Below are 22,899 nucleotides of genomic sequence, written 5' to 3'. Positions count from 1 at the left end.
TATTACCCACGGCCTCGTGCTTCTAAGCGTTGTTTAAACTCATCCATAATGATCATGTATAGCTCGTCGCCTAAATAGCCGTCTTCTACCTTGTGATCAATACTTGGGTTGTCGTTTACTTCAAGTACATATGCTTTGCCTTGATGCTCTTTAACATCTACGCCATATAAACCCCTACCCACTGTTTTACATGCTTTTAATGCTGCATCTAACACCGCTTTTGGTAACTCAAAGGTTGGTAGAGTTTCAAAGCCGCCAGAGAAAAACCGTTTAGCGTCGTGGTTATAAATTTGCCAATGGTTACGCGCCATTAAATAGCGGCATGCATAAATTGCACGGCCATTTAACACACCCACTCGCCAATCATATTCGGTATACATGTACTCTTGTGCAAGCACTAATGCGCTATATTCAAACAGCTCTGTAAGCTTAGCGGCAAGCTCATCACGGTTTGAAACTTTAAACACACCTTTTGAGAACGACCCTTCAGGCATTTTTAAAACAAGCGGATACGTAAACGCTTCTTCTAATTGCTCAAGCGTTTCATTTGCTTGATCAGCCACTACAACCGTTTTTAAACTTGGCACTTTTTGATAATTAAATGCATCGTGTAAATACACTTTATTACAACAACGTAAAATAGACTCAGCATCGTCAATAACCACTAAACCCAGGCTTTGCGCTTTGCTTGCAAGGCGATACGTTGGGTGGTCAATCGCTGTAGTTTGGCGAATAAATAACGCATCAAACTGGGCAATGTTATCAATTTCGTCAAAGCTTAATGCTTGTGCATAAATACCGTGTTTAGCAGCTGCTTTAATAAAACGTGCAATGGCGTCTTTGTCACTCGGTGGTACTTTTTCGTTATGATCAACAAGTATTGCCATGTCCCATCTAAAACGACGTTGCACAGAACTAATACGCCACTGCGTTTTAGTAAAGTTATCTAGCTTGGCTACAAATTCGCTGTACTGCTGCTCGCTTAAAGACGACATCGAGCCTTGTTGCAATAATCCTTGTTCATCAACAAATAAAATAGGCGCTGGGTATTGTTTAAATACCGACTTTGCCGCTTTTGATTGTAAATCGTTTTGGGCATTACCAAAGTAAAGTGTGCCATCTATTTGGCCCACATTTAACATAGGAGCTTGGCCACTACGAAGAGCATTAATGGTTTTTACACTGGGTAAAACTTGGTGCTTGCGCGCCTCTGCAAGTAATGAGCAATAGTAACCTTTGCTCAAGTATTGGCTTGAGTCGCACAGATTAATAATGCGTGTTTTTGGTTCGTTATGTTTTGGGTAATCACGTAAGTAGGTATTAAACGTAATTACATTTTCGAACGATTGAGCAAGCGTTTGCTCGTTGTTATCAACCACAATTAAGGTTTTAAACACGACTTTTCCTAGTTAAGTCAAAATATAAAAAGCATGCTTAGTAAAATACTAAGCATTATAAATAGAAACACCCATCGTACTAAGTGGGCATTGCGCGAATCACTTAATATGATGGGTGCTTTAACAGGTACCTACTGTACGAGTTAGCGCTTAAATTGCTTAAGCGACATGTGCTTTATATGCCCTTTTTTAAAAACGCACAAACGAGATATTTTTAGCGTGAAGATGAAAAATATTGATTAACTAATAATGCAGATTAAAATACGCAAAACAACACCTTATGAGAGTTAGAAATGTCGCTGCCTGCTTGCTCAAAATGTCAATGTGAATATGTTTACGAAGACCAACAACTGCTTATTTGCCCCGAGTGCGCCCATGAGTGGAACCCAAATACTACAAATGATGAAGACGCAATTTTAGTAAAAGATGCCAACGACACTTTACTTAATGATGGCGATAAAGTGACCGTAGCCAAAGATTTAAAAATTAAAGGCAGCTCGCAAGTAATTAAAATTGGCACCAAAGCGGTCGTTAGAAGAGTGCTTGATAAAAAAGATCACGAGCTTGATTGTAAAGTAGAAGGCATTGGCGAAATGATGGTAACAGCGAAGTTTGTAAAAAAAGCTACCTAAAATTGGATATTTAAAATATAGGATGTTAGATGAAAAATCATAAAAATAAATTCATCCAAGCCTTATGGTCTGTTATTGAAGCCTATTATTAGTGCGTGTAATAGATTTTGTTTAACTGCTATTAGTTGGTGTATTTCTAAAGGTCCACCTACATTTAATAAGGCCAATTATCGCTTAGGTATATTTAAGCATTTAACCTCCTCACCTTAATGAGGAGGTATCTCTTGAACTGATCAGTTTACATTTCAGTTAAAGTGCTTTTTAAGCTTTGATTACCCAGTAAAGAAATCAAATACATTACCAAGTGTTGATGATGAACCTTTATAAAATTCAGTAAAACTACATCGACTGCATGTCACAGCGGTGTACTTTTTATTTTGAACATCAAAAATTCTTGACCAAAAGCCACCCGAAACTCTTATTTCACCGGTATCAAATTCGTTATTATTACACTTAGAGCAAGACCAATTGTTATGTCTCATATTTCAACCTCCATATTATTTATGTACGGTATATTAAACACTTAAGGAACGTGTGTAGCAATTTTTTTAATAAACAAACTATAATTTAGTTCTTATATTGGTTAAGTTGGAATTTTGATAGATGTTTGGATGGCTTTTTAATAATTGCTTTTTATAATAATTAGTATAGGGGTCATACTAATTTCACTCAGGGATTACCTACTTGTTAGCTGTATATTGCGTTAGCAACAAAAATTTTCGTAAGTCTCGTTCTTGTCTCATTACGTGCAAAATATATACTTTATTGTTATCTTTTTTGTAAAATATACGACAAGGATTCACGACCAGTTCAAGATAATTTAGGTTAGCTAACTCAATTGGTTTTTTACCTGATTCAGGAAAGAGTTCGAGACGTTCAACTTTTTCAAATATTTTGGAAACCAATGTTTTCGCTGACTGCAAATTGCTTAATGCGATATATTCAGCGATATCGTTAAGATCATCCAAAGCTGGATTAGTCCAAATTATTTCAGCCATTTATTCATTTTATCTTTAGCTTCAACATTCGACATGGTTTCACTACGACTTATTGCCTGCTCTCCTTTTGCAAGAGACTCAAGAATTTGCATACGCTTTTGCATAAATTCATAATCATCAACATCTACTAAGTATGCAGATGGTTGTCCATGTTCAGTTATCAACACAGGTTCTTTAGAGGAATGAAGTTCAGATAATATCTTCGTTGCTTGACGCTTCAATGTTGTTACTAGTTCTACTCTCATAATAATCCCCAAACAAATGTATCACTATAGTAGCACCGAGTAGCCAACTTGGGAAATACAACAAACGAGGCTGTAAAACCACTAAAATCAATTAAAAAGGGAGCACCTAACGTCAACCCTGCTCATTTTTAAACTATTAGGTACTTCTCATTATATGCCTTTGTGCAAATTGAAATACACACCACGTCAGGTATTAAAGCATAGCTGTAGGTTGGATAAATGGCGCAGCCATGCCATCCGACAATTAATTTATAAAATCGTTTATTACTTTGGTATGGCTCTGCCAGTAAACGTTTCTCTTTTAAAAACGAAAGCTTTATAAAATCTCTACCACCACGTATTCGTGGGCTTTACCTGCAATTGTTAATGTAATTTCATCATCAATCTGTTTATTTAGTAACTGCTTACCCATTGGTGCGCCGGGTGTTACAACAGCAATTGCGTGCTGTTTAACGTTTACTGTTAAACCACCAGCTGCAGGGCCTAAATAAAACCATTTTTGGGCTGCGTTATCATCTTCTAAACATACCAGCGAACCGATAGCTATTTTGTCGGTTGGTTTTTCATTAAAGGCAGGCTCAAACAATTCTATGCTTTTATAGCAATCGTTTACGCGCTGGGCTTGGCCTTGTGCTAAATAAGCGGCTTCGAGCCCTAGAGTATCGTATTTATTTTCGGCTATGTTTTCTTCATGTGTGGCGGTGTCGTGCGCAGTTTTTGCCGCTACTTTTGCTGTTGTAAGCTGCGCTTCTAGCGCAAAGCGAAGATGTTCGATAACGTGGGTTTTATTCATGGGGATTAGTACAATACAGGCTGTAAAAATAAGGCAGCTAGTTTAACATTTTTGCGGGGCTTAAAACCATTGTTTTAAACCCCGCAAGTTTGGTGGGAATACTAGCGGGGCTTAAATTAGCATTAAACAAGCAAAGAGCGGTTGGTTGAAGCTACTCTTTGCTTGTGCTTTATTAAAAACCTTATGGCATATCTAATAATGTTTGCGTGTGGGCATCTACTTTAACTTCGTAGTTTTTAGCGCTTAAGCCCAATAGCTCTGGCAGGGTTGCCGCTATACAAATAGACGAGAACGTACCCACTACAATGCCAGTAAATAATGCAATAGCAAAGCCTTGCAGTGGTGCACCTGCAAGTAACCAAACGCTGGCAACCGTTGCAAGTGTGGTACCCGACGTTATTAAGGTGCGCGTTAGTGTGCTTTTAATCGCATTATTAATAATAGTCGCAGGGCTAAGTATATTGTTTGATTGAACACGTAAAAGCTCACGCACTCTATCCCCTACTATTATTGAGTCGTTAAGTGAGTAACCAATAATAGCCAGTAAACTTGCCAGTACGGTTAGGTTAAATTCAATTTGTAATAGTGAAAATAACCCAAGTACGAGTATTAAATCGTGCACTAGCGCAACCACAGACCCTACCGCTAATCGCCATTCAAAACGCACTGCAAGGTAAATCATTACTGCAATCATTGCAGCAAACATGGCTAAACAACCCTGATCAAATAACTCATCGCCCACTTGTGAGCCAATATAGGCCGACGATAAAACCTTTGCGTTTATATCATCGTTTTGTGTTACAGCGCTTTGCCAATCAGGGCTATTAGCTGTTGTTGATGTAGTTGATGCACTTGGCGCTTCTCTTAATTGAAAATGACTATTACCTTGCGCGGTTAGCTCAAACTCACCGTTGTGATTTTTAGCAATAAACGATTGAAGCTCTTTTAGTTCAACACTTTGACTGGTTGTAAACTCAGTCAAATAACCGCCGGTAAAATCTAGGCCAAAATTTAAACCTTTTTGCGTAAGCGTAAATACGGATAGCAGCACTAAAATGGCACTTAAAAGCATACCCATAAAGCGTAAACGAGTGCCCTTTTCACCTTTCAAAAAAGTGTTAAGCATGTGCTTTTACTCCTACTCTTTTACCCATTTTTAAATACAACGTTTGGCTTAATATTTTTGATACGTACACACCTGTAAATACAGACGTTAAAAGCCCCAGTGCGAGTGTAATGGCAAAACCTTTAACGGGCCCATAGCCTATGCCGTATAAAATAAGTGCGGTGATCATGGTGGTTATATTGGCATCAAATATTGTATTTGCGGCTTGTTTATAACCCTCTTGAATAGCTTGATATGGTGCACGGCCTTGGCGACGTTCTTCTTTAATGCGTTCAAATATTATTACGTTAGTGTCTACCGCCATACCTATGGTTAGCACCAAGCCTGCAATACCCGGCAGCGTTAACACAACCCCTGGTAATAATGACATTAAGCCCACAAGCGACGTTAAATTTAATATAAGTGCTACGTTTGCAATAAGGCCTAAACGGCGATACCAAAGCGCCATAAATGCAAGGGTAATACCCATGCCTAACATAAGCGCGGCTAAGCCATTACTAATATTTTCGCTGCCGAGGCTTGGCCCTATTGTTTGTTCGTGCACAATTGTAACGGGCGCTGTAAGCGAGCCTGCACGTAGTAACAATGCCAGATCGGCTGCCGCTTGCTGGCTTTTCATATTGGTAATACTAAAACGCGAACTTAAATGCTGAGCAATATTGGCAACATTAATAACTTCGCTTTTTTTAACTACTTCGCCTTTAGCGTTTTGAGAATACTCAGAGTAAACCGTCGCCATTGGCTTACCAATATTGGCTTTTGAAAATGCCGACATTGCATCCCCGCCTTGGCCGTCTAGGCTAAGTTGTACCAGTGGTTTACCCCAATCGTCGCGGCCTATGTTTGCATTATTAATATGATCGCCTGTAAAAATTGGCACAGGATCGAGCTTTATCGTTCCGCCCGATTGCATATTAAATGTTTGCCCGCCAATTTCTTTTAATTGATAAAAACCAAGCGATGCTGTTGCACCAATAATACGCTTAGCTTCGGTTGGATCTTGCACGCCAGGAAGCTCTATACGAATGCGATGTTTGCCTTGTTGCTGTGTTACCGCTTCGGTAATGCCTAACTCTTCAATACGTGAACGAAGGGTTGTAAGTGTTTGGCCCATTACTTCTTTATCAAAGCTGCTGCGACCTTGCTCTGAATAACTAAATTTGGCAGTTTTAACGCTGCCGTTATTGCTTGTTACAACGGCTAAATTAGCAAATCGGCTTTTTAGCTCTTCAATAACAGGGGTTAACTTGTCGGTTGCATTAGGCAATGCGTTTATTTCAAACCCGTGCTGAGTTTGCTGCGCTTTTACGCCATGTGCTTTTTGTTTAATAATGATTGATTTAGCTTGTTGATACGCACTGACTAATTGCTCATCAACGGCTTTATCTAAATCTACGTCTAGTACAAATAGCACACCGCCATTTAAATCAAGGCCCAGCTTTATTGGTGATAAACCAAAATTTTGTAACCATGTAGGGCTGGTTGCATGCTCAACAATTTTAACTTGCGTGTTTGGGTACTGCGCTTTTATAGCCGCTTGTGCCTGAGCGCTTTTAGTTGGCTCGTTTAAAAGTACATTAATAGTCGATTGCTTATCTAAACCCTGCTCAACCTCAAGTCCTTGGTTATTTAAAAAAGTAACTAGCGTTTTAGTGCTCGGTAAAGATTGTGTTTCGCTGTGCGGCGTATTACTTACGTGCAACCACGATTTATTTGGATATAGGTTTGGTAATGCGCTAATAGCTAATAAAACCAGTACTATTAGCATGGCTATATAGCTTAATTTGAACTTAGCCGTGGACGGCTTTTTATCTTTTTTAAAACTTAACATGTTGAATCCTTATTGCCAGCAAAGCTAGCAACGTACTTTCTAAAAGCACAATTAATCTGCAGGCTAAAACTTTAAAAGTTAAAACCTAATAAAATTAAATAAGGAAAATTAAGCGTGGTAGGTAGTTACGGCAGTGTAGAGTAAGTTAACGTCTTTCCAGCCACTTAAGCGCGACTTTTTACTATTAGTTACAAGCGTATACCAAGGTTGTATACGGTTAACGGCTCTCGGTCGTAAAAATATATGCCTAACAAGATTTTGAGCAAAAAATTCAAAAACCACATCGTATTCAGGCTCACTTTGCACAGTATGCAAAAACAATGATGAATTATTGGCAGTTAATCTTGGTTGGTGCGCGTTAAAATCGGTCTGATGCGTTTTTTTATGTTGCGAAGTATCTACAGACTTACTAATAGGCTGTATTTTAGTTAAATCGGTAATATCAGTAGGCGAAACCTGCGTGCTAATATTTAAATTTTGTGAGGCGCCCATAGCATTGCTCTGCACACTAAAAAGTGCAGCAAGTAGCAAAAAGGCAGTTAAAAACACTCTAAATTTAAACATTCACGTTTTAAAACTAAAATAGGGGATGCGTAGTATATAAGGGCAAGCATTTAAAATACAATGCTTATTAATTAAGTATTTAGTTTTAACAGAGATCACTAATGCGCCCCAGACAAAGCACCGAAAAACGACCAGACGCCATGAATTTACGCCAAAGTGTAAAAACACTGTGGCCCTACCTCACAAAATTTAAAGGCCGTGTTTTTATTGCACTTATGGCGCTTATAGGCGCAAAAGGTGCCACTTTGTTGATGCCGTGGGCGCTTAAAGAAATTATAGACTCGGTAGATAAGTCAATTAACCCACTTTTAGTTATCCCCGCTTTATTGTTATTGATGTACGGTGCACTGCGTTTTGCTAGCGTATTTTTAGGTGAGATAAGAGATGCTGTATTTTCTCGCGTAACCGAGCACGCTATTCGTGATATTGGTTTAAAAGTATTTAAGCATTTGCACTCACTTGAGCTGGCTTTTCATTTAGATAGGCAAACTGGCGGTATTAGCCGCGATATAGAACGCGGTACAAGTGGGTTAAGCTTTTTAATGCGTTTTTTAATGTTTAACATTGTGCCTACTTTATTTGAAATACTGACTGTTGCGATTATTTTTGGCACGTTGTTTTCTGTTTGGTTTGCGCTGATTACATTATTGGCAGTTGCTATTTATATTACCTTTACTGTGGTTGTTACCCAGTGGAGAAACCGCTTTATTCGCGAAGCAAATGCTGCCGACAATCAAAGTAATACCCGCGCAGTAGACAGCTTGCTTAATTATGAAACTGTAAAGTATTTTAATAATGAGCAGTTTGAAGCAAAAACGTACGACACCTTTTTAGCAAACTGGGAAAAAGCCCGTTTAAAAAATAGAATGTCGCTGCTCGCCCTCAACTCAGGCCAAGCACTTATTATCGCTTGTGCTATTACCGCTTTAATGTGGTTGGGCTCAACCGAGGTAGTTGCAGGTACGCTTTCTATTGGTGAGCTTGTGATGATTAACGCGTATATGATTCAATTGTTTTTACCGCTTAACTTTTTAGGTTTTGTGTACCGCGAAATAAGACGCGCGCTAACCGACCTTGAAAACATGCTTGGACTACTTAACAAAAAACCACAAATAACCGATGCACTTAATGCTAAAGAGCTCAATATTAGCCAAGGTGAAATAACATTTAACAATGTAAGTTTTAGTTACGATGCGCATCGCCCTATTCTTAATAATCTTAGCTTTAATGTTAAAGCAGGCAGCAAAGTAGCCATTGTTGGTGCCAGTGGTGCAGGTAAAAGTTCATTAGCGCGACTGCTCTATCGTTTTTATAATGTAAGCGCCGGTGAAATTAGTATTGATAATCAAGCTATAAACTCAGTAACACTTAATAGTTTACGAAAAGCCATTGCAATAGTCCCGCAGGACACCGTGCTGTTTAACACCACGATTCGTGAAAATATCGCTTACGGCAGACCATCAGCAAGCGATGCTGAAATTGATGAAGCCATTGCTATGGCGCATTTAAAAGACTTTATAGGCACACTTGATAAAGGCGATAAAACACTGGTTGGCGAGCGCGGTTTAAAAGTATCCGGCGGCGAAAAACAGCGTATTGCCATTGCCCGCGCCATTTTGAAAAAGTCCCCTATTTTAATTTTTGATGAAGCAACATCTGCACTCGACTCTCATTCTGAGCAAGCAATTCTCGCAGCAATGCGTGAAGTTGCCAGTAACCATACGAGTATTGTTATTGCTCATCGGTTATCTACTATTACCGATGCAGACACCATTATTGTGCTCAAAGCCGGACAAATTATTGAGCAAGGTAAGCACGATGAGTTACTTACTCTCGCCGGAGAATACGCCCGTATGTGGGAACTACAGCATAAAAAATAAATAGTGTGTAACCCCTCTTAGCTCGGATACCTTCAAGTATTCGAGCTAAATAAAGCGTTTATAGAACCTATTAGCCTTTCTCTTTACTCCTATATTAGTTTTATCGAGCACTGTGGTGATTCACCTCAAAAGATTTGTTTGTCTGATTAATATCAATAACAATCGATAAGTTAAATATTCGTAACAATAAAAATAATTCACTGCTGCTTTAATTCAATCAGTGATACTCAGGAGTAAGTAATGAAAAAGAGTTTAATTGCCGCAGCATTAGCTGCCACATTTATTACCGGTTGTTCAGAGCCGCAAACAACAAAAACACACGAGCAACAACCTAAAGTAGTCACTGCAGCAGTGACAGAAAAAGCAGAGTTAGGTAGTTTTGGTGTTGATCTAACAGCTCGTAACGAAGCCGTTAAACCAGGCGATGACTTTTTTATGTATGCCAGCGGCACGTGGTATGACAACTACGAAATGCCTGCAGATAAAACCCGCTATGGTGCATTTTCTGGATTAGCTGAGCGAAGCGAAGACGATGTTAAAGCTATTATTGAAGAAATAGCAGCACGCAAAGACTTAAACGCAGAAGAAAAACTCGTTGCTGATTTTTACAATGCGTATATGGATACCGAAACACTTAATAAACTCGGTGTAGCGCCTATTAAGCCATTGTTAAGTGAAATTAGTGATATAGCGTCAACTGACGATTTAGCTGAGATGTTTGGTAAGTCTTGGTTAACCGGTAATAAAGCCCCTTTTGGCGGCGGCATGTGGTTTAATCGCCTAGACCCTAATAAATATGAAATGTCACTAGGTGCTGGTGGTTTAGGTCTGCCCGATCGCTCTTACTACCTTGAAGACGCTGAGCGATTTGTTAAAACCCGTACAGCTTATGTTGCTCACATTGCTGACATGCTTGAGTTTGCAGGAGTAGAAAATACCGCTGAGCGTGCTCAAGCAATTGTTGATCTTGAAACCAAAATTGCACAAGGTCATTGGCCTCGAGAAAAGCGCCGTAATCGCGATTTAACGCTAAACCAAATTGAACGCGCCGATTTAAGCACTGCTTATCCTGGTTTTAACTGGGATTTATATTTTGCGCAAACAGGTTATAAAGTACCTCAGTTAAATGTCTCTCAACCTGAACCTATAAAAGCGATGATTGAGCTAATCAATCAAGAAGATATTGCAGTATGGAAAGACTACCTAACATATCATGCTATTAGCGGTAACGCAGGTTTACTATCAGAAGACGTATTTAATACTAACTTTGCTTTTTTTGGTAAAGAACTAAACGGACAACAAGAGCCTCGCCCTCGTTGGAAACGTGCAATAAGTGAAATGTCAGGCACAAGTTCGCTTGGTTTTGCTATTGGTAAAATATACGTAGCACGTTACTTTCCTGAGTCGTCAAAACAACAAATGTCAGAGCTGGTTGAAAACCTTCGTACAGCCCTTGGTGAACGTATTGATAACCTAGAGTGGATGGGCGATGAAACTAAAGTAAATGCGCGCGCTAAACTGGCTGCATTTGTACCAAAAATTGGTTATCCCGATGTTTGGCAGTCTTATGATGGTTTAAGCATTACTAAAAACGATTTAATCGGTAATGTGAAAAACATGCGTGAATTTTTTCATGCAGAAAGTGTTGAAAAAGAGCTACAAAAAACAGACCGTAACCGCTGGGGCATGACGCCACAACGCGTAAACGCTTACTACAATAGCTCGTTTAATGAAATTGTATTTCCGGCTGCGATATTACAACCGCCGTTTTTCGATCCAAATGCCGATCCGGCTGTAAACTATGGCGGTATTGGCGCTGTAATTGGTCACGAAATGGGTCATGGGTTTGACGATCAAGGTTCAAAATCAGACGAAAACGGTGTGCAACGTAATTGGTGGACTGATGCTGACCGCGCTGCATTTGACAAAAAAGCCGACCAACTGGCTGCGCAGTACAGTAAATACGAGCCAATCGAAGGTAACTTTGTTAATGGTCGAAATAGCCTTGGTGAAAACATTGGTGATGTAGGTGGGTTATCAATGGCTTATCGCGCGTACAAGCTCAGTTTAAATGGTAAAGAAGCGCCTGTTATTGACGGCGTTACTGGCGATCAGCGTTTCTTCCTTGCGTGGGCACAAGTATGGAAAGAAAAACGTACTGAGCAAAGCATGCTTAACCAGCTTCGTGGTGGCACACATGCCCCAGGTCGCTTTAGAGCACAAGCGCCGCGTAACCACGATGCATGGTACAAAGCGTTTGATGTAAAACCAGGCGATGAGTTATACCTTCCTGAAGATGAACGTGTACGTATTTGGTAAGTAACACTTACTTTTTATTACTTAGTAAGGCAACCTGTTATACAGGTTGCTTTTTTATTGAATTAAATTTACACATAATAGATATAATTCCAACGTCTAGAACCCTCGATGATCCCATTAATAAAATACAGTTTACATGGCTTTTAAACTTTACCGTTTTAATCTGTTTTAATACTTACTAGCCCTTGAATGCATTTACCTTTAGAATACGCATTATAATTTTATTCTATTATTTACATATATTAAGGCGAAACGCAGATGGGAAGAGCTTACCAAAACAAAAAAGATTCAATGGCTAAGACTGCGGGTGCTAAAACTAAAGTTTATTCTAAGTACGGCAAAGAAATTTATATTTGTGCAAAAAACGGCGGTGTAGATCCAGATGGTAACTTATCATTACGTCGTTTAATTGAACGCGCTAAAAAAGACCAAGTACCAGCACACGTTATTGACCGCGCAATCGACAAAGCAAAAGGCGGCGGCGGTGAAGACTACGCAGCAACACGTTACGAAGGTTACGGCCCTGGTAACTGTATGATTATTGTTGACTGTTTAACAGACAACAACAAGCGTACCTTTGCTGATGTACGTGTTTGTTTTACCAAAGCAAATGCTAAAATTGGCGCTCAAAACTCTGTTTCACATTTATTTGATCACCTTGCTATTTTTGTATTTGACGGTGATGACGACGAAGCAGTACTTGAAGCTCTTATGATGGCTGATGTTGATGTAACTGATGTAGAAGTTGATGACGGTAAAGTTACTGTTTTTGCTCCTCACACAGAGTACAACAATACACGTACAGCGCTTGAAGAAATGGGCGTGACTGAATTTGACGAAGACCTAATTAGCTTTGTGCCACAAATTGAAACGCCGATTGAAGGCGAAGACGTTGAAGTTATGGAACGCTTTTTAGCAATGTTAGAAGATTGCGACGACGTACAAAACGTTTACCATAACGCGCAATTCTAAAGAACAATTTAGTAAGTTAGAACGACTTTAAGCCAACAGCTATGTTGGCTTTTTCATTTTTAGAACATGGTATTAATATGAACTCCCTTAAAGAGCTTAAAAGTGGCAAACTTGTTGGTGCTACTCGCCTGCAATTGGTAGAAGAGCTAACGACATTTCCTGAAGAAATCTTTAGCTTAGCTGACACGCTTGAAGTTCTCGATTTATCAAATAATAACTTATCAACACTACCTGATGAATTTGCCTGTTTAACACACCTGAAGCGTGTGTTTTTATCGTTTAATCAGTTTAAGCATATTCCTAAAGTACTCGCTAAATGCCCTGCTTTAATTATGGTCGCGTTTAAAGGTAACCAAATTTCTGAATTTGCTTTAAACAGCCTGCCAAAAAATATTGAGTGGCTAATACTCACCGATAATACGTTAAGCGAATTACCTGAAGATTTTGGTAATTACACCCAGCTTAAAAAGCTTGCGCTTGCAGGCAATCAACTTAAGCAACTGCCAAGTAGCATGGCGCGGTGTAGAAACCTTGAGCTTGTTAGGCTCTCTGCTAATAACTTAACACACGTAGACGACTGGCTTTTTGAATTACCAAAACTTGCTTGGCTTGCGTTTGCCGGTAACGATTTTAATAAAGCTCAGTGCCTTACAAAAAGTTGCTTAGAAAATAAGCCTCTTAACGATTACACACTTAGTCATGTTATTGGCCAAGGTGCATCGGGCGTTATTCATTTAGCACAAGCAGCTGATAGCGCTGTAGCGATTAAATTATTTAAAGGCGCAATTACTAGCGACGGCTATCCGCTTGATGAAGTAAATTGCTGCTTACAAGCAGGCGATCACGCTAATTTAATTAAAGTACTTGCCTACATTGAGCAAAGTGATCAGCTAGGTTTAGTAATGGAGCTAATAGATAAAAGCTTTGCTAATTTAGGCCTGCCTCCAAGCCTTGAAACCTGTACGCGTGATACCTTTAATAATGATTGCCATTACTCAACTCACGCTATTTTAAAAATTGCACAGCAAATGGTAAGTACCTTACATCACTTGCATATTTGTAAAGTAAGTCACGGCGACGTGTATGCGCATAACACCATGATAAACAAAGATGCTGATGTATTATTTGGTGATTTTGGTGCAGCCACAAACTTAGCCATGTTAAGTGATTATCAACAAAAGCAAATCGAGTTAATTGAAGTACGTGCATTAGGGTGTTTAATTGAAGACTTATTAGGCACGGTAACTGGCGCTGATAGGCATAGTGAGCTCTTTGTTAAAATGTCCGATATGGCAAAATGTGCCATGCAACCTACACTAAATCAAAGACCTACATTTACTGAGTTTTTAGCAGAGCTAAAATAAATTTAATATTAATAATATAAGCGAGCAAAATGTAACACCTTGCTCGCTTTTATTTTATGTTTATTCGGATTTTCCGAACTTATTTAGTGCGCTTAAACGGGTAAACCTGTTGTTTAAGCATACCTACGGGCATGTAATCCCCGACTACACCATACGCTTGTGGCCACTCTTTTTGTCCTTTAACAGCAGTACCAAACACATAATCTAAAAACGAAAAATGTGCAGCGTAATTTCGGTCAATCGCGGCTTTATCTGACGCATGGTGCCAATGGTGAAACTGCGGTGTAACCATAAAATATTTTAGCCAACCAAATTTCACACGTACATTTGCATGGTTAAACACAGCCTGCAAACCCACAATTATTACGTACAAACTAATTATTTGCTGTGAAAAACCAAGCACAAATATAGGCGTGAGCACTAAGCTGCGCGTTACGAGTATTTCAAGAATATGCTGGCGAGAGCCCGCTAACCAATCCATTTCTTTAGCACTGTGATGTACGCCATGAAAGCGCCATAATAAAGGGACTTCGTGATAAGCACGATGCACCCAATACTGCATTAAATCAGCCACGAGTATTATTAAAAACAACTGCACTATAAAGGGTGTTTGCTCTATATAACCTTGTACTGTAGATGATACAGCCCAGCCAAAGCCATAATGCACAAAGTGGTTAGTAACGAGTAATACAAAACCAATAATTAAATGATTTACAAAAAAGTGGTTTAAATCGCTTCGCCATTCGCTACGTAATATTTTTTGCTCTTTTCGATGAGGTAATAACTTTTCAATCACAATAAATATAAGTGTTGAGCCGAGTAAATCTAAAATAAACCAATCAAGCCCTATATAAGGTGTATCAGAAGCAAATTCGTTTACTTCAACGTTTGGTCCGCCAAACATAATAGCGAGTAAAATAAAAAACCACGCTGTAGCCCCTAAACGCTTATTGGTATTACGTACAAAGTTAAGTAACCCTAAACTGCCCGAGACCAATAATGATGCAAACATAATCTGACGTAAAAAGTCGACGCTGTAGCTTTTTCTCAGCTCTGGTGTGGTTAAATATTCAGGAAAGTGAAATGCTAATACGCCTAAGCAACTCAGTATTGCTAAAAAGCAGGCTATGTAGCCACTTATGTTGCCCTCACCTATCTGAAGATGATTTGTGCGAAATACTTTTCGCGATAGAGCTCTGATCATTTTTATTATTCCTTGCGTCGTTGAGTTGATTAAATACAACGAAATTCCATTGATTTACACACCCACATATTAACAAAATTTAGGGTATAAAAAATACAAATAGTTCCCTTCTAATTTTGAATTGCAAATATACAGATAAACTAAACGCAAAAAAGCCACGCAATGCGTGGCTTGGTTGGATAAAGCTAAACTTTTACAAGGTCAATTATAAGTACTGACCTAATGCTTTAACTTGGTCTAACATGCGGTTTGAGAAACCCCACTCATTGTCGTACCAAGCCATTACTTTAACTAGTTTGCCATTGGCTTTAGTTTGCGTTGCATCAAAGATTGACGACGCTGGGTTATGGTTAAAGTCGATAGAAACAAGCGGAAGCTCGTTATATTCTAAAATACTCTTCATTGAACCCGTTGATGCTTCTTTCATGATTGCATTAATTTCTTCTGCAGTCGTATCACGCTTAGTGATAAACGTAAAATCAACTAAAGAAACATTAATTGTAGGTACACGTACCGACATACCATCTAATTTACCAGCAAGTTCTGGTAATACTAAACCAACAGCTGCCGCAGCACCTGTTTTAGTTGGGATCATAGATTGAGTTGCACTACGCGCACGGTATAAATCTGGGTGGTAAACGTCAGATAAGTTTTGATCGTTGGTGTAAGCGTGAATAGTCGTCATGCTACCTTGCTCAATACCTACTGTGTCGTTAATTGCTTTTGCAATTGGCGCTAAACAGTTAGTAGTACAAGAAGCGTTAGAAATGATATTGCTGTCAGCATTAATTACGCCGCTGTTTACACCATGCACTACTGTTGCATCTAAACCAGTACCTGGAGCAGATACGATTACTTTTTTAGCGCCTGCAGTAATGTGCTTAGCGGCGTCATCACGTTTAGTGAAAAAACCAGTACATTCTAAAACGATATCTACGTTTAGCTCTTTCCACGGTAAGTTTGCAGGGTCACGCTCTTGCGTTAACGTAATTACGTCATCCCCAATTAGCATAGTGTTGTTTTCAAGTGTTACTTTTTTTGAAAATTGACCATGAACAGAGTCATATTGCGTTAAATGTGCATTTACGTTAGCTGGTGCTAAATCGTTAATTGCTACAATTTTAATTTCGCTGTTTTGGGCTGACTCATAAAGTGCACGTAAAACATTTCTACCGATACGGCCGTAACCGTTAATTGCTACATTAATCATTTTAGACTCCTATTTAAGTTCACTTGCTTGGCGAGCAAGCGCTTCAATTGCTTGCCAGTCTTTATTTTCAATTAGTTGTTTATCTAGCATCCACGTACCACCAACACAAATAACGTTGTTAAGCGCTAAATAATTAGGAGCAGTTGCTAGGCTAATGCCGCCAGTTGGGCAAAAAGTAATATGTGGTAATGGGCCACCGATTGATTTAAGCATAGCTGTTCCGCCTGCAGCTTCTGCTGGGAAGAATTTTAAATACTTAAAACCATGCGACGCAAGTTGCATAACTTCACTTGCAGTTGCAGCGCCTGGTAAAAATGGTATATCTGATGTTTTAGCTAAAGCAATAAGCTCATCACTAACACCTGGACTCACCATAAAATCAGCACCAGCGGCAACCGAAAGATCAAAACTTGCCTTATCTACTACCGTACCAGTACCTACATAGGCTTCAGGTACTTCTGCTTTCATTAGCTTTACAGCTTCTGCAGCAATGGGTGTACGTAGTGTTATTTCTAAGGCTTTTAAGCCACCGTTGTATAAAGCTCTTGCAAGTGGTGCTGCATCTTCTAATTTTTCGATTACAACCACTGGCACTACGGGTGCCGATGCTAAGATTTTTTCAATACTCATTACTTGTTCCTCATTACCCAGTATGGCTAATATTTATTCAAGTCCAAAAGCACTCGCGCCTAAATCGGCACTGCTTACGATATTTCTAAATCCAGTAAATAATTCACGACCTGTACCAAATGTTGCACTTGGCAGGCTAAGTTCTGCTTCACGCTTAGCAAGCTCTTCGTCGCTAACGTGTACTTTTAAGATTCCGTTTGGCGCATCAAGCGTCACTAAATCGCCTTCTCGGATTTTAGCAATAATGCCGCCTTCTACTGCCTCTGGTGCTAAGTGAATAGCAGCAGGTACTTTACCTGATGCACCCGACATACGACCGTCAGTAACAATGGCTACTTTAAAGCCTTCATCTTGAAGCGTTGCCATTACTGGCGTTAACTTGTGTAGCTCTGGCATACCTTTCGCTTTAGGGCCTTGCTCTTTTAGAACGGCAATAAAGTCTTGGTTTAATTCGCCACGAGTGTATGCATCTTGAAGAGCACTTTGTGAGCTAAATACTTTTGCAGGAGCAGTAACGGTTTGATGTTCTTCAGCAACCGCTGACACTTTGATAACAGCTTTACCTAAGTTGCCAGTTAGAAGTTGCAGACCACCTTGCTTACTAAATGGGTTACTCACTGGACGAAGTACTTCTTCATCGTGCGAGTTTGCTGGGCAATCTACCCATTTAACTTTAGTTGGGCCGGTTGAGTCGCTCATGATCAAGCTATCGTCTTTATCTAAACGAGGCTCTGTCATGTATGGTGCTAAACCATCGCCTAGCATTGTTTTAACGTCTGTATGTAAGTAACCAGCGCTTGCTAGTTCTCGCATTAAGAAACCCATACCGCCAGCTGCTTGGAAGTGGTTTACATCAGCTGATCCGTTAGGGTAAATACGTGTAAGAAGTGGTACAACTTCTGATAAGTCAGACATATCTTTCCACGTAACCTGAATGCCGGCAGCTTTTGCTATCGCAACAATATGGATAGCATGGTTAGTAGAACCACCTGTAGAAAGCAGACCCACTAAACCATTTATAATCGTTTTTTCGCTGATCACATCGGCTAAACACGGGCTTTCTTTATCATCTATAAGCTGCTTAAGCATTGTCTCTACAGCATTACCTGTAAGGCCATCGCGAAGCTCAGTGTAAGGGTTAATAAACGAGCTACCTGGAAGGTGTAAGCCCATTATTTCCATCAACATTTGGTTTGAATTGGCAGTACCGTAGAACGTACATGTACCAGCGCTGTGATAAGACGCACTTTCAGCTTCGAGTAAGTCTTCGCGGCTCACTAAACCTTGTGCAAACTTTTGGCGAATACGTGCTTTTTCTTTATTCGGAATACCTGATTGCATTGGACCTGCTGGTAAAAAGAACACAGGTAAATGACCAAACGACAATGCACCAATTAATAAACCCGGGACGATTTTGTCACAAACACCTAAACAAAAAACGCCATCAAACACATCGTGCGAAAGGGAAATTGCCGTAGACATAGCAATTACATCGCGAGAAAAAAGTGAAAGTTCCATGCCGTCACGCCCTTGCGTAACACCATCACACATTGCAGGCACGCCACCAGCAACTTGAGCTGTAGCATCGTATTTTGTTGCAATGTCTTTAATTAAATCTGGGTAGTCTTTGTATGGCACATGAGCCGATAACATATCGTTATATGAGTTGATAATAGCAAGATTTGGTTGCTCATCAGCCTTTAAGCGCGCTTTGTCATCACTGCTACATGCAGCCATAACATGGGCTATATTTCCGCAACCTAAACCGGCACGAACTCTTGTTTGTTTTTTTGCGTGCGAAATGCGATCTAAATAATCTTGACGGGTATTTTTACTGCGTTCGATAACGCGCTGGGTAACTTCTTGAATACGAGGATGTAACATAATTTAACTCATCTCTATTAGTTAGAGGATAAAGGCTCAGTAGCAACTACAGACTCCACGTAAATAACTGTACTGAGCATCTTTGATTTACCCGTTCAAAGGTACGCTACCAGGGAGCCTCTCACAACAACCCTGACACCGGTGTCACTGTATTAACGCACAGCAATGACACCGGTGTCAACCCCGGGTAACAAAAATAGTTTAATATTTTAACATGACCGAATAATGACCTAATTGATTTTTAGGCACAAACCATGTTTTAGCAAGTTCAGAGTAAAAAAGCCCGAATAAGCGTCACTCATATTCGGGCTACTGTGAAAGTGTTTTAAACTCACTATTTTATTGCTGAGGTAGACTCGCGTGTAATCAAGCGCGACTCAAGCGTTACCTGATACGGCTGCTCTTGTGGTTGAGCTATGTGTGAAATAAGTTGCGTTACGGCTTGTTTAGTCATTTCTTCAACCGGCTGTGCAATCGTTGTTAACCCAGGCCAAATATGACGTGCAATGGGCGCATTATCAAACCCAGCTATTGAAATGTCATCAGGCACTTTTAATTGGCGCTGAGTTGCTAATTTAAGTACGGCAGCCGCCATGTAATCGTTTGATGCAAATACAGCGGTTGGCCTAGGGGATAAATCTAATATGCTGCGTGCACTATCTACACCTGAGTGATAACTAAAGTTACCCTCCTCGACTAAGCGCTCATCAAATTCTATACCATGGCTTGCAAGTGAACGCCTGTAACCTTTAAAACGTTGTTGCGTGGCACTGTGATCCGGGTGCCCTTTAATAAAGGCTATAGATTTATGACCGAGGTTAATTAAATGCTCGGTAATCTCAAATGCGCCTTGCTCGTCGTTACTACGCACTGAAATTGAATCATCTTGTAGTAAAGCTGAAGCAACTCTTGCATAAGGAATTTTTTTAGATTTTAAAAAAGAAGCAAGCTCAGCAAAATCACCAAAAGGAGGTGTTAGCACAATGCCATCTAATCGAGAAGTCTGTAGTAATTGCTCAATATTATTTATAAGTGCTTCACCACGAAACTCACAAGGGTGTATCAATAAATTATAGTTGTTTTCTTTACACGCTTCTAAGGCGCCCGTTTGCACTCGGGTAATATAACTTTTACTTGGGTTGTCGTATAAACAGCCAATAATAAAGCTACGATTTTGAGCAAGACCTCGTGCAATTGGATTTGGGGTGTAATCAAGCTCTTTAAATACCGCAAGCACCTTTTCTCGGGTGGCGGCACTTACATTAGGCTCATTGTTTAACACGCGTGAGACGGTTTTTTTAGAAACCCCTGCATGGCTTGCTACACTATTTATGGTTACTTTTTTCATCTGTCCATTATCCAAATACAACCTGTAAGACCAAAGCCCTATTTGCTATCGTGTAAACACGCAGCAGCGCCAATAAGCGGTATGTTGTCTTGTGTTACGAGTGTTACAGGGATTTGTCCTGCGTACTGCGACATAATACCCTTTTGCGAAAATCGTTCAACAAAACGACTCTCAAGAAGTCTCGCTTGCATACGAGGTAGTATTCCACCGCCAATAAATAATCCACCTAACGCGCCATAAACAACCGCTAAATCACCGGCAACACTGCCAATCCAATCACAAAACTGGTTTAAGGTTGCATCACACACATCACATTCACCACTATTTGCAAGGCTGCTAATCTGTGCGGCATCTAAATTTTTAGCTGTTACACCCTTAACCGCAGACATTGCTTTGTATAAATGCGTTATGCCAGGACCTGAAAAAACTGTTTCGATAGAAACATGGGGATGATCTTTACGTAACTCATTTAATAATAAAGTATCGAGTTCATTAACAGGTGCAAGTGATATATGCCCTCCTTCTGAACTTAGCACTGCGGTAGATTGAGACGTTCTAACTAAGCACGCGGCACCAAAACCAGTACCTGGACCTATAACACCAATGTTTGCGTTATCATCAGCTTGACCTGATTTAACAATGACGTTTTGTTTAGGATCTAAGTAAGGTGCAGCGTAAGCAAAGGCAGCAAAATCATTAATGACTTCAAGTTGCTGTAAATCGAAATGAGTTTTAAATTCACTGACGCTAAAATGCCAACCTAGATTGGTTAAATGCACTTGCCCAGCTTTTATTGGCCCTGCAACGGCTAAACATGCGCGTTTGGGTGAAATATGCGGGACTGTTTGTAAGTATTGCTCAAGCGCACTTTCAAGAGAACCAAAATTGGCACTAGGAAAAATATTAATGTGCTCTATTATAAATTGGTTAGTCTGTTCATTAAAAGCAGTTATTAAAGCAAAGCGGGCATTAGTGCCGCCGACATCAGCAACTAAGATGGGATCAAATTGGGCAGAAGCGTTTGGGCTCATAGTATTATCTCTTTTGTTAAGCGACTCATGCTTATTATTTTACAATGGTGTACCATTGTTATTTATACTTTGAGCTATCACCTCAAAGTAGCTATCACAGTAAAAAATGCTGCCTATAAAGATATAGACAGCGAATACGTTTTGACAACAAAATGATAAAACACTGACATTATGACACCGGTGTCAGGAATTTATCAATAAAAATATACGTTAATTCACAAAAAGCTTGAAATTATTCATCAATAAACGAAAATGACACAATTATTTATCAAATTAATTAAGTTGTAACAATGAAAGGTAAAGCCACCTCATTTGATATTGCCCACTATGCAGGGGTATCTCAATCGACTGTATCTCGCGCTTTACGTAACAGCCACCTTGTTAATGAAGAAACACGCAAGCGTGTTTTCGATATAGCCAAAAAGCTTAATTATAAAGTTGATAAAAATGCGAGTAACCTTCGCACTCAACAAAGCAGCACGCTTGCATTATTGTTGTTTGAAGATCCCACTTCTGACGAGTCCCAAATAAATCCTTTCTTTTTAGCCATGCTTGGCAGTATTACCCGTGCTTGCGCTAAAGAAGGTTACGATTTATTAGTTTCATTTCAATCGGCCAGTGCTGATTGGCAAGCAGACTACGAAGACAGCCACAGAGCTGATGGCATTATTTTACTCGGGTATGGCGATTACATTGATTACCAACCAAAATTTAACACCTTACTTGAACAAAACACTAAGTTTGTTTGCTGGGGTGCAACGGTAGATAACCGTCCCGATTTAACTGTTTGTTGTGATAACTACGGTGGCGGTAAGCTCGCCGCTGAGCACTTTATTGCGCATAGCAGAACTGATTGCGCTTTTATTGGTGATGCTTCTGATCACAGCCCCGAATTTTTTAGTCGTTTTCAGGGTTTTAAAGATGAGCTATTGGCTAACAACGTTAAAATAAATGAACGTAAAATGGCTAATGCTATATCTACTGAAGAATCAGGTTATCACGCCACACGCTCACTAATTGCTAATAATATTAAATTTAACGCCTTATTTGCTGCAAGTGACTTAATTGCTATAGGGGCTATACGCGCACTTAAAGAAGCAAATATTAACGTGCCGAAAGATGTTGCGGTAGTCGGCTTTGATAATATAGCCATTGCAAGTTATGTAAACCCACCACTAACTACAATAGAGCAAAACACCACTATTGCTGGGCAAATGTTAGTAGAGAACCTATTAAAACTGATACGTGGTGAAGAAGTTCAAAGCACCCTGTTGCCTCCTATTCTCATTCCTAGAAAGTCAAGCTGAGCCTTCTCTTTCCATGTATATGCCGACTACATCCATTCACATTCGTTTACAAATAAGAAAACCATTTAAAAACAGACAATTAAAAAAAAATTAGCGAAAAAAATCACTTTTAAGGCCCAAAACTGACTGTTTCAGCACCTATTGCGTAGTTACTCACCATTAAC

20 protein-coding genes are annotated in these 22,899 nt (G+C 39.7%); 6 read left to right on the top strand and 14 right to left on the bottom strand.

The window, feature by feature from the left end; translation table 11 throughout:
* Positions 1-2: 2 nt before the first annotated feature.
* Complete coding sequence (locus AC5NT5_RS07630) at positions 3-1,397, bottom strand: RimK family ATP-grasp domain-containing protein (RefSeq protein WP_182694985.1); 1,395 nt, start codon at positions 1,395-1,397, stop codon at positions 3-5.
* A gap of 293 nt (positions 1,398-1,690) precedes the next feature.
* Between AC5NT5_RS07630 and AC5NT5_RS07625 the strand changes: the two genes are divergently transcribed.
* A complete protein-coding gene (locus AC5NT5_RS07625) occupies positions 1,691-2,029 on the top strand; it encodes a zinc ribbon domain-containing protein YjdM (protein ID WP_494513127.1) in 339 nt (112 codons plus the stop codon).
* A 272-nt stretch (positions 2,030-2,301) separates the two neighbouring features.
* On the opposite strand, the gene AC5NT5_RS07620 is transcribed toward AC5NT5_RS07625, so the two are convergent.
* The 7 genes from AC5NT5_RS07620 to AC5NT5_RS07590 all read right to left on the bottom strand — a co-directional run bounded on the left by AC5NT5_RS07620 (position 2,302) and on the right by AC5NT5_RS07590 (position 7,586).
* Positions 2,302-2,511, bottom strand: coding sequence for a zinc ribbon domain-containing protein (locus AC5NT5_RS07620; protein ID WP_007582647.1), 210 nt, complete (start codon positions 2,509-2,511; stop codon positions 2,302-2,304).
* Between the two features lie 198 nt (positions 2,512-2,709).
* Entirely contained in the window at positions 2,710-3,027 is a 318-nt protein-coding gene (locus AC5NT5_RS07615) for a type II toxin-antitoxin system RelE/ParE family toxin (RefSeq protein ID WP_494513128.1), read from the bottom strand.
* The gene (locus tag AC5NT5_RS07610; RefSeq protein ID WP_494513129.1) at positions 3,015-3,272 is read right to left on the bottom strand and encodes a type II toxin-antitoxin system Phd/YefM family antitoxin; all 258 of its coding nucleotides are present in this window, start codon (positions 3,270-3,272) and stop codon (positions 3,015-3,017) included. Before AC5NT5_RS07610 ends, AC5NT5_RS07615 begins: the two co-directional genes overlap by 13 nt.
* Positions 3,273-3,588: 316 nt before the next feature.
* Entirely contained in the window at positions 3,589-4,065 is a 477-nt protein-coding gene (locus AC5NT5_RS07605; RefSeq protein WP_007582643.1) for a GreA/GreB family elongation factor, read from the bottom strand.
* 181 nt (positions 4,066-4,246) lie between these two features.
* Positions 4,247-5,191 carry a protein translocase subunit SecF gene (gene secF, locus AC5NT5_RS07600; RefSeq protein ID WP_494513130.1) on the bottom strand — a complete coding sequence of 315 codons (945 nt, stop codon included), beginning with the start codon at positions 5,189-5,191 and terminating at the stop codon, positions 4,247-4,249.
* Positions 5,184-7,022, bottom strand: a complete 1,839-nt coding sequence (gene secD / locus AC5NT5_RS07595) for a protein translocase subunit SecD (protein WP_494513131.1) — start codon at positions 7,020-7,022, stop codon at positions 5,184-5,186. The genes secF and secD overlap by 8 nt, the downstream gene beginning before the upstream one ends.
* A gap of 108 nt (positions 7,023-7,130) precedes the next feature.
* The gene (locus AC5NT5_RS07590) at positions 7,131-7,586 is read right to left on the bottom strand and encodes a hypothetical protein (protein ID WP_494513132.1); all 456 of its coding nucleotides are present in this window, start codon (positions 7,584-7,586) and stop codon (positions 7,131-7,133) included.
* A 101-nt stretch (positions 7,587-7,687) separates the two neighbouring features.
* Between AC5NT5_RS07590 and AC5NT5_RS07585 the strand changes: the two genes are divergently transcribed.
* The 4 genes from AC5NT5_RS07585 (at position 7,688) to AC5NT5_RS07570 (ending at position 14,121) form a co-directional block, all read left to right on the top strand.
* Positions 7,688-9,466 (top strand): ABCB family ABC transporter ATP-binding protein/permease, encoded by a 1,779-nt coding sequence (locus AC5NT5_RS07585; protein ID WP_494513133.1) that lies wholly within the window; start codon positions 7,688-7,690, stop codon positions 9,464-9,466.
* Between the two features lie 240 nt (positions 9,467-9,706).
* On the top strand, positions 9,707-11,785 hold the full coding sequence (locus tag AC5NT5_RS07580; RefSeq protein WP_494513134.1) for a M13 family metallopeptidase: 2,079 nt from the start codon (positions 9,707-9,709) through the stop codon (positions 11,783-11,785).
* A 258-nt stretch (positions 11,786-12,043) separates the two neighbouring features.
* Complete coding sequence (locus AC5NT5_RS07575) at positions 12,044-12,757, top strand: YebC/PmpR family DNA-binding transcriptional regulator (protein ID WP_002959761.1); 714 nt, start codon at positions 12,044-12,046, stop codon at positions 12,755-12,757.
* 41 nt (positions 12,758-12,798) lie between these two features.
* Positions 12,799-14,121, top strand: coding sequence for a leucine-rich repeat domain-containing protein (locus AC5NT5_RS07570; protein ID WP_494513135.1), 1,323 nt, complete (start codon positions 12,799-12,801; stop codon positions 14,119-14,121).
* Positions 14,122-14,200: 79 nt separating this feature from the next.
* On the opposite strand, the gene AC5NT5_RS07565 is transcribed toward AC5NT5_RS07570, so the two are convergent.
* From AC5NT5_RS07565 to glk, 6 genes are all read right to left on the bottom strand, one after another.
* The gene (locus AC5NT5_RS07565) at positions 14,201-15,325 is read right to left on the bottom strand and encodes a sterol desaturase family protein (protein WP_494513136.1); all 1,125 of its coding nucleotides are present in this window, start codon (positions 15,323-15,325) and stop codon (positions 14,201-14,203) included.
* Between the two features lie 205 nt (positions 15,326-15,530).
* Positions 15,531-16,535: a type I glyceraldehyde-3-phosphate dehydrogenase gene (gap, locus tag AC5NT5_RS07560; RefSeq protein WP_494513137.1), complete on the bottom strand. Its 1,005-nt coding sequence runs from the start codon at positions 16,533-16,535 to the stop codon at positions 15,531-15,533.
* Between the two features lie 9 nt (positions 16,536-16,544).
* Positions 16,545-17,165: a bifunctional 4-hydroxy-2-oxoglutarate aldolase/2-dehydro-3-deoxy-phosphogluconate aldolase gene (gene eda, locus AC5NT5_RS07555; RefSeq protein ID WP_002959756.1), complete on the bottom strand. Its 621-nt coding sequence runs from the start codon at positions 17,163-17,165 to the stop codon at positions 16,545-16,547.
* 33 nt (positions 17,166-17,198) lie between these two features.
* Positions 17,199-19,049 carry a phosphogluconate dehydratase gene (edd, locus tag AC5NT5_RS07550; RefSeq protein WP_182751924.1) on the bottom strand — a complete coding sequence of 617 codons (1,851 nt, stop codon included), beginning with the start codon at positions 19,047-19,049 and terminating at the stop codon, positions 17,199-17,201.
* A 334-nt stretch (positions 19,050-19,383) separates the two neighbouring features.
* Positions 19,384-20,397, bottom strand: coding sequence for a LacI family DNA-binding transcriptional regulator (locus AC5NT5_RS07545; protein ID WP_002959752.1), 1,014 nt, complete (start codon positions 20,395-20,397; stop codon positions 19,384-19,386).
* Between the two features lie 38 nt (positions 20,398-20,435).
* The gene (glk, locus tag AC5NT5_RS07540) at positions 20,436-21,428 is read right to left on the bottom strand and encodes a glucokinase (RefSeq protein ID WP_182681373.1); all 993 of its coding nucleotides are present in this window, start codon (positions 21,426-21,428) and stop codon (positions 20,436-20,438) included.
* Positions 21,429-21,718: 290 nt separating this feature from the next.
* Here glk and AC5NT5_RS07535 point away from each other — a divergent pair, with 290 nt between their 5' ends.
* Entirely contained in the window at positions 21,719-22,735 is a 1,017-nt protein-coding gene (locus tag AC5NT5_RS07535) for a LacI family DNA-binding transcriptional regulator (RefSeq protein ID WP_024596123.1), read from the top strand.
* Positions 22,736-22,899 lie beyond the last annotated feature (164 nt).

This window comes from Pseudoalteromonas sp. J2K-J599 (genome assembly GCF_059295115.2).
The sequence above is the reverse complement of the archived record's forward strand: the minus strand, read 5'-3'. Positions and strand labels throughout refer to the sequence as shown.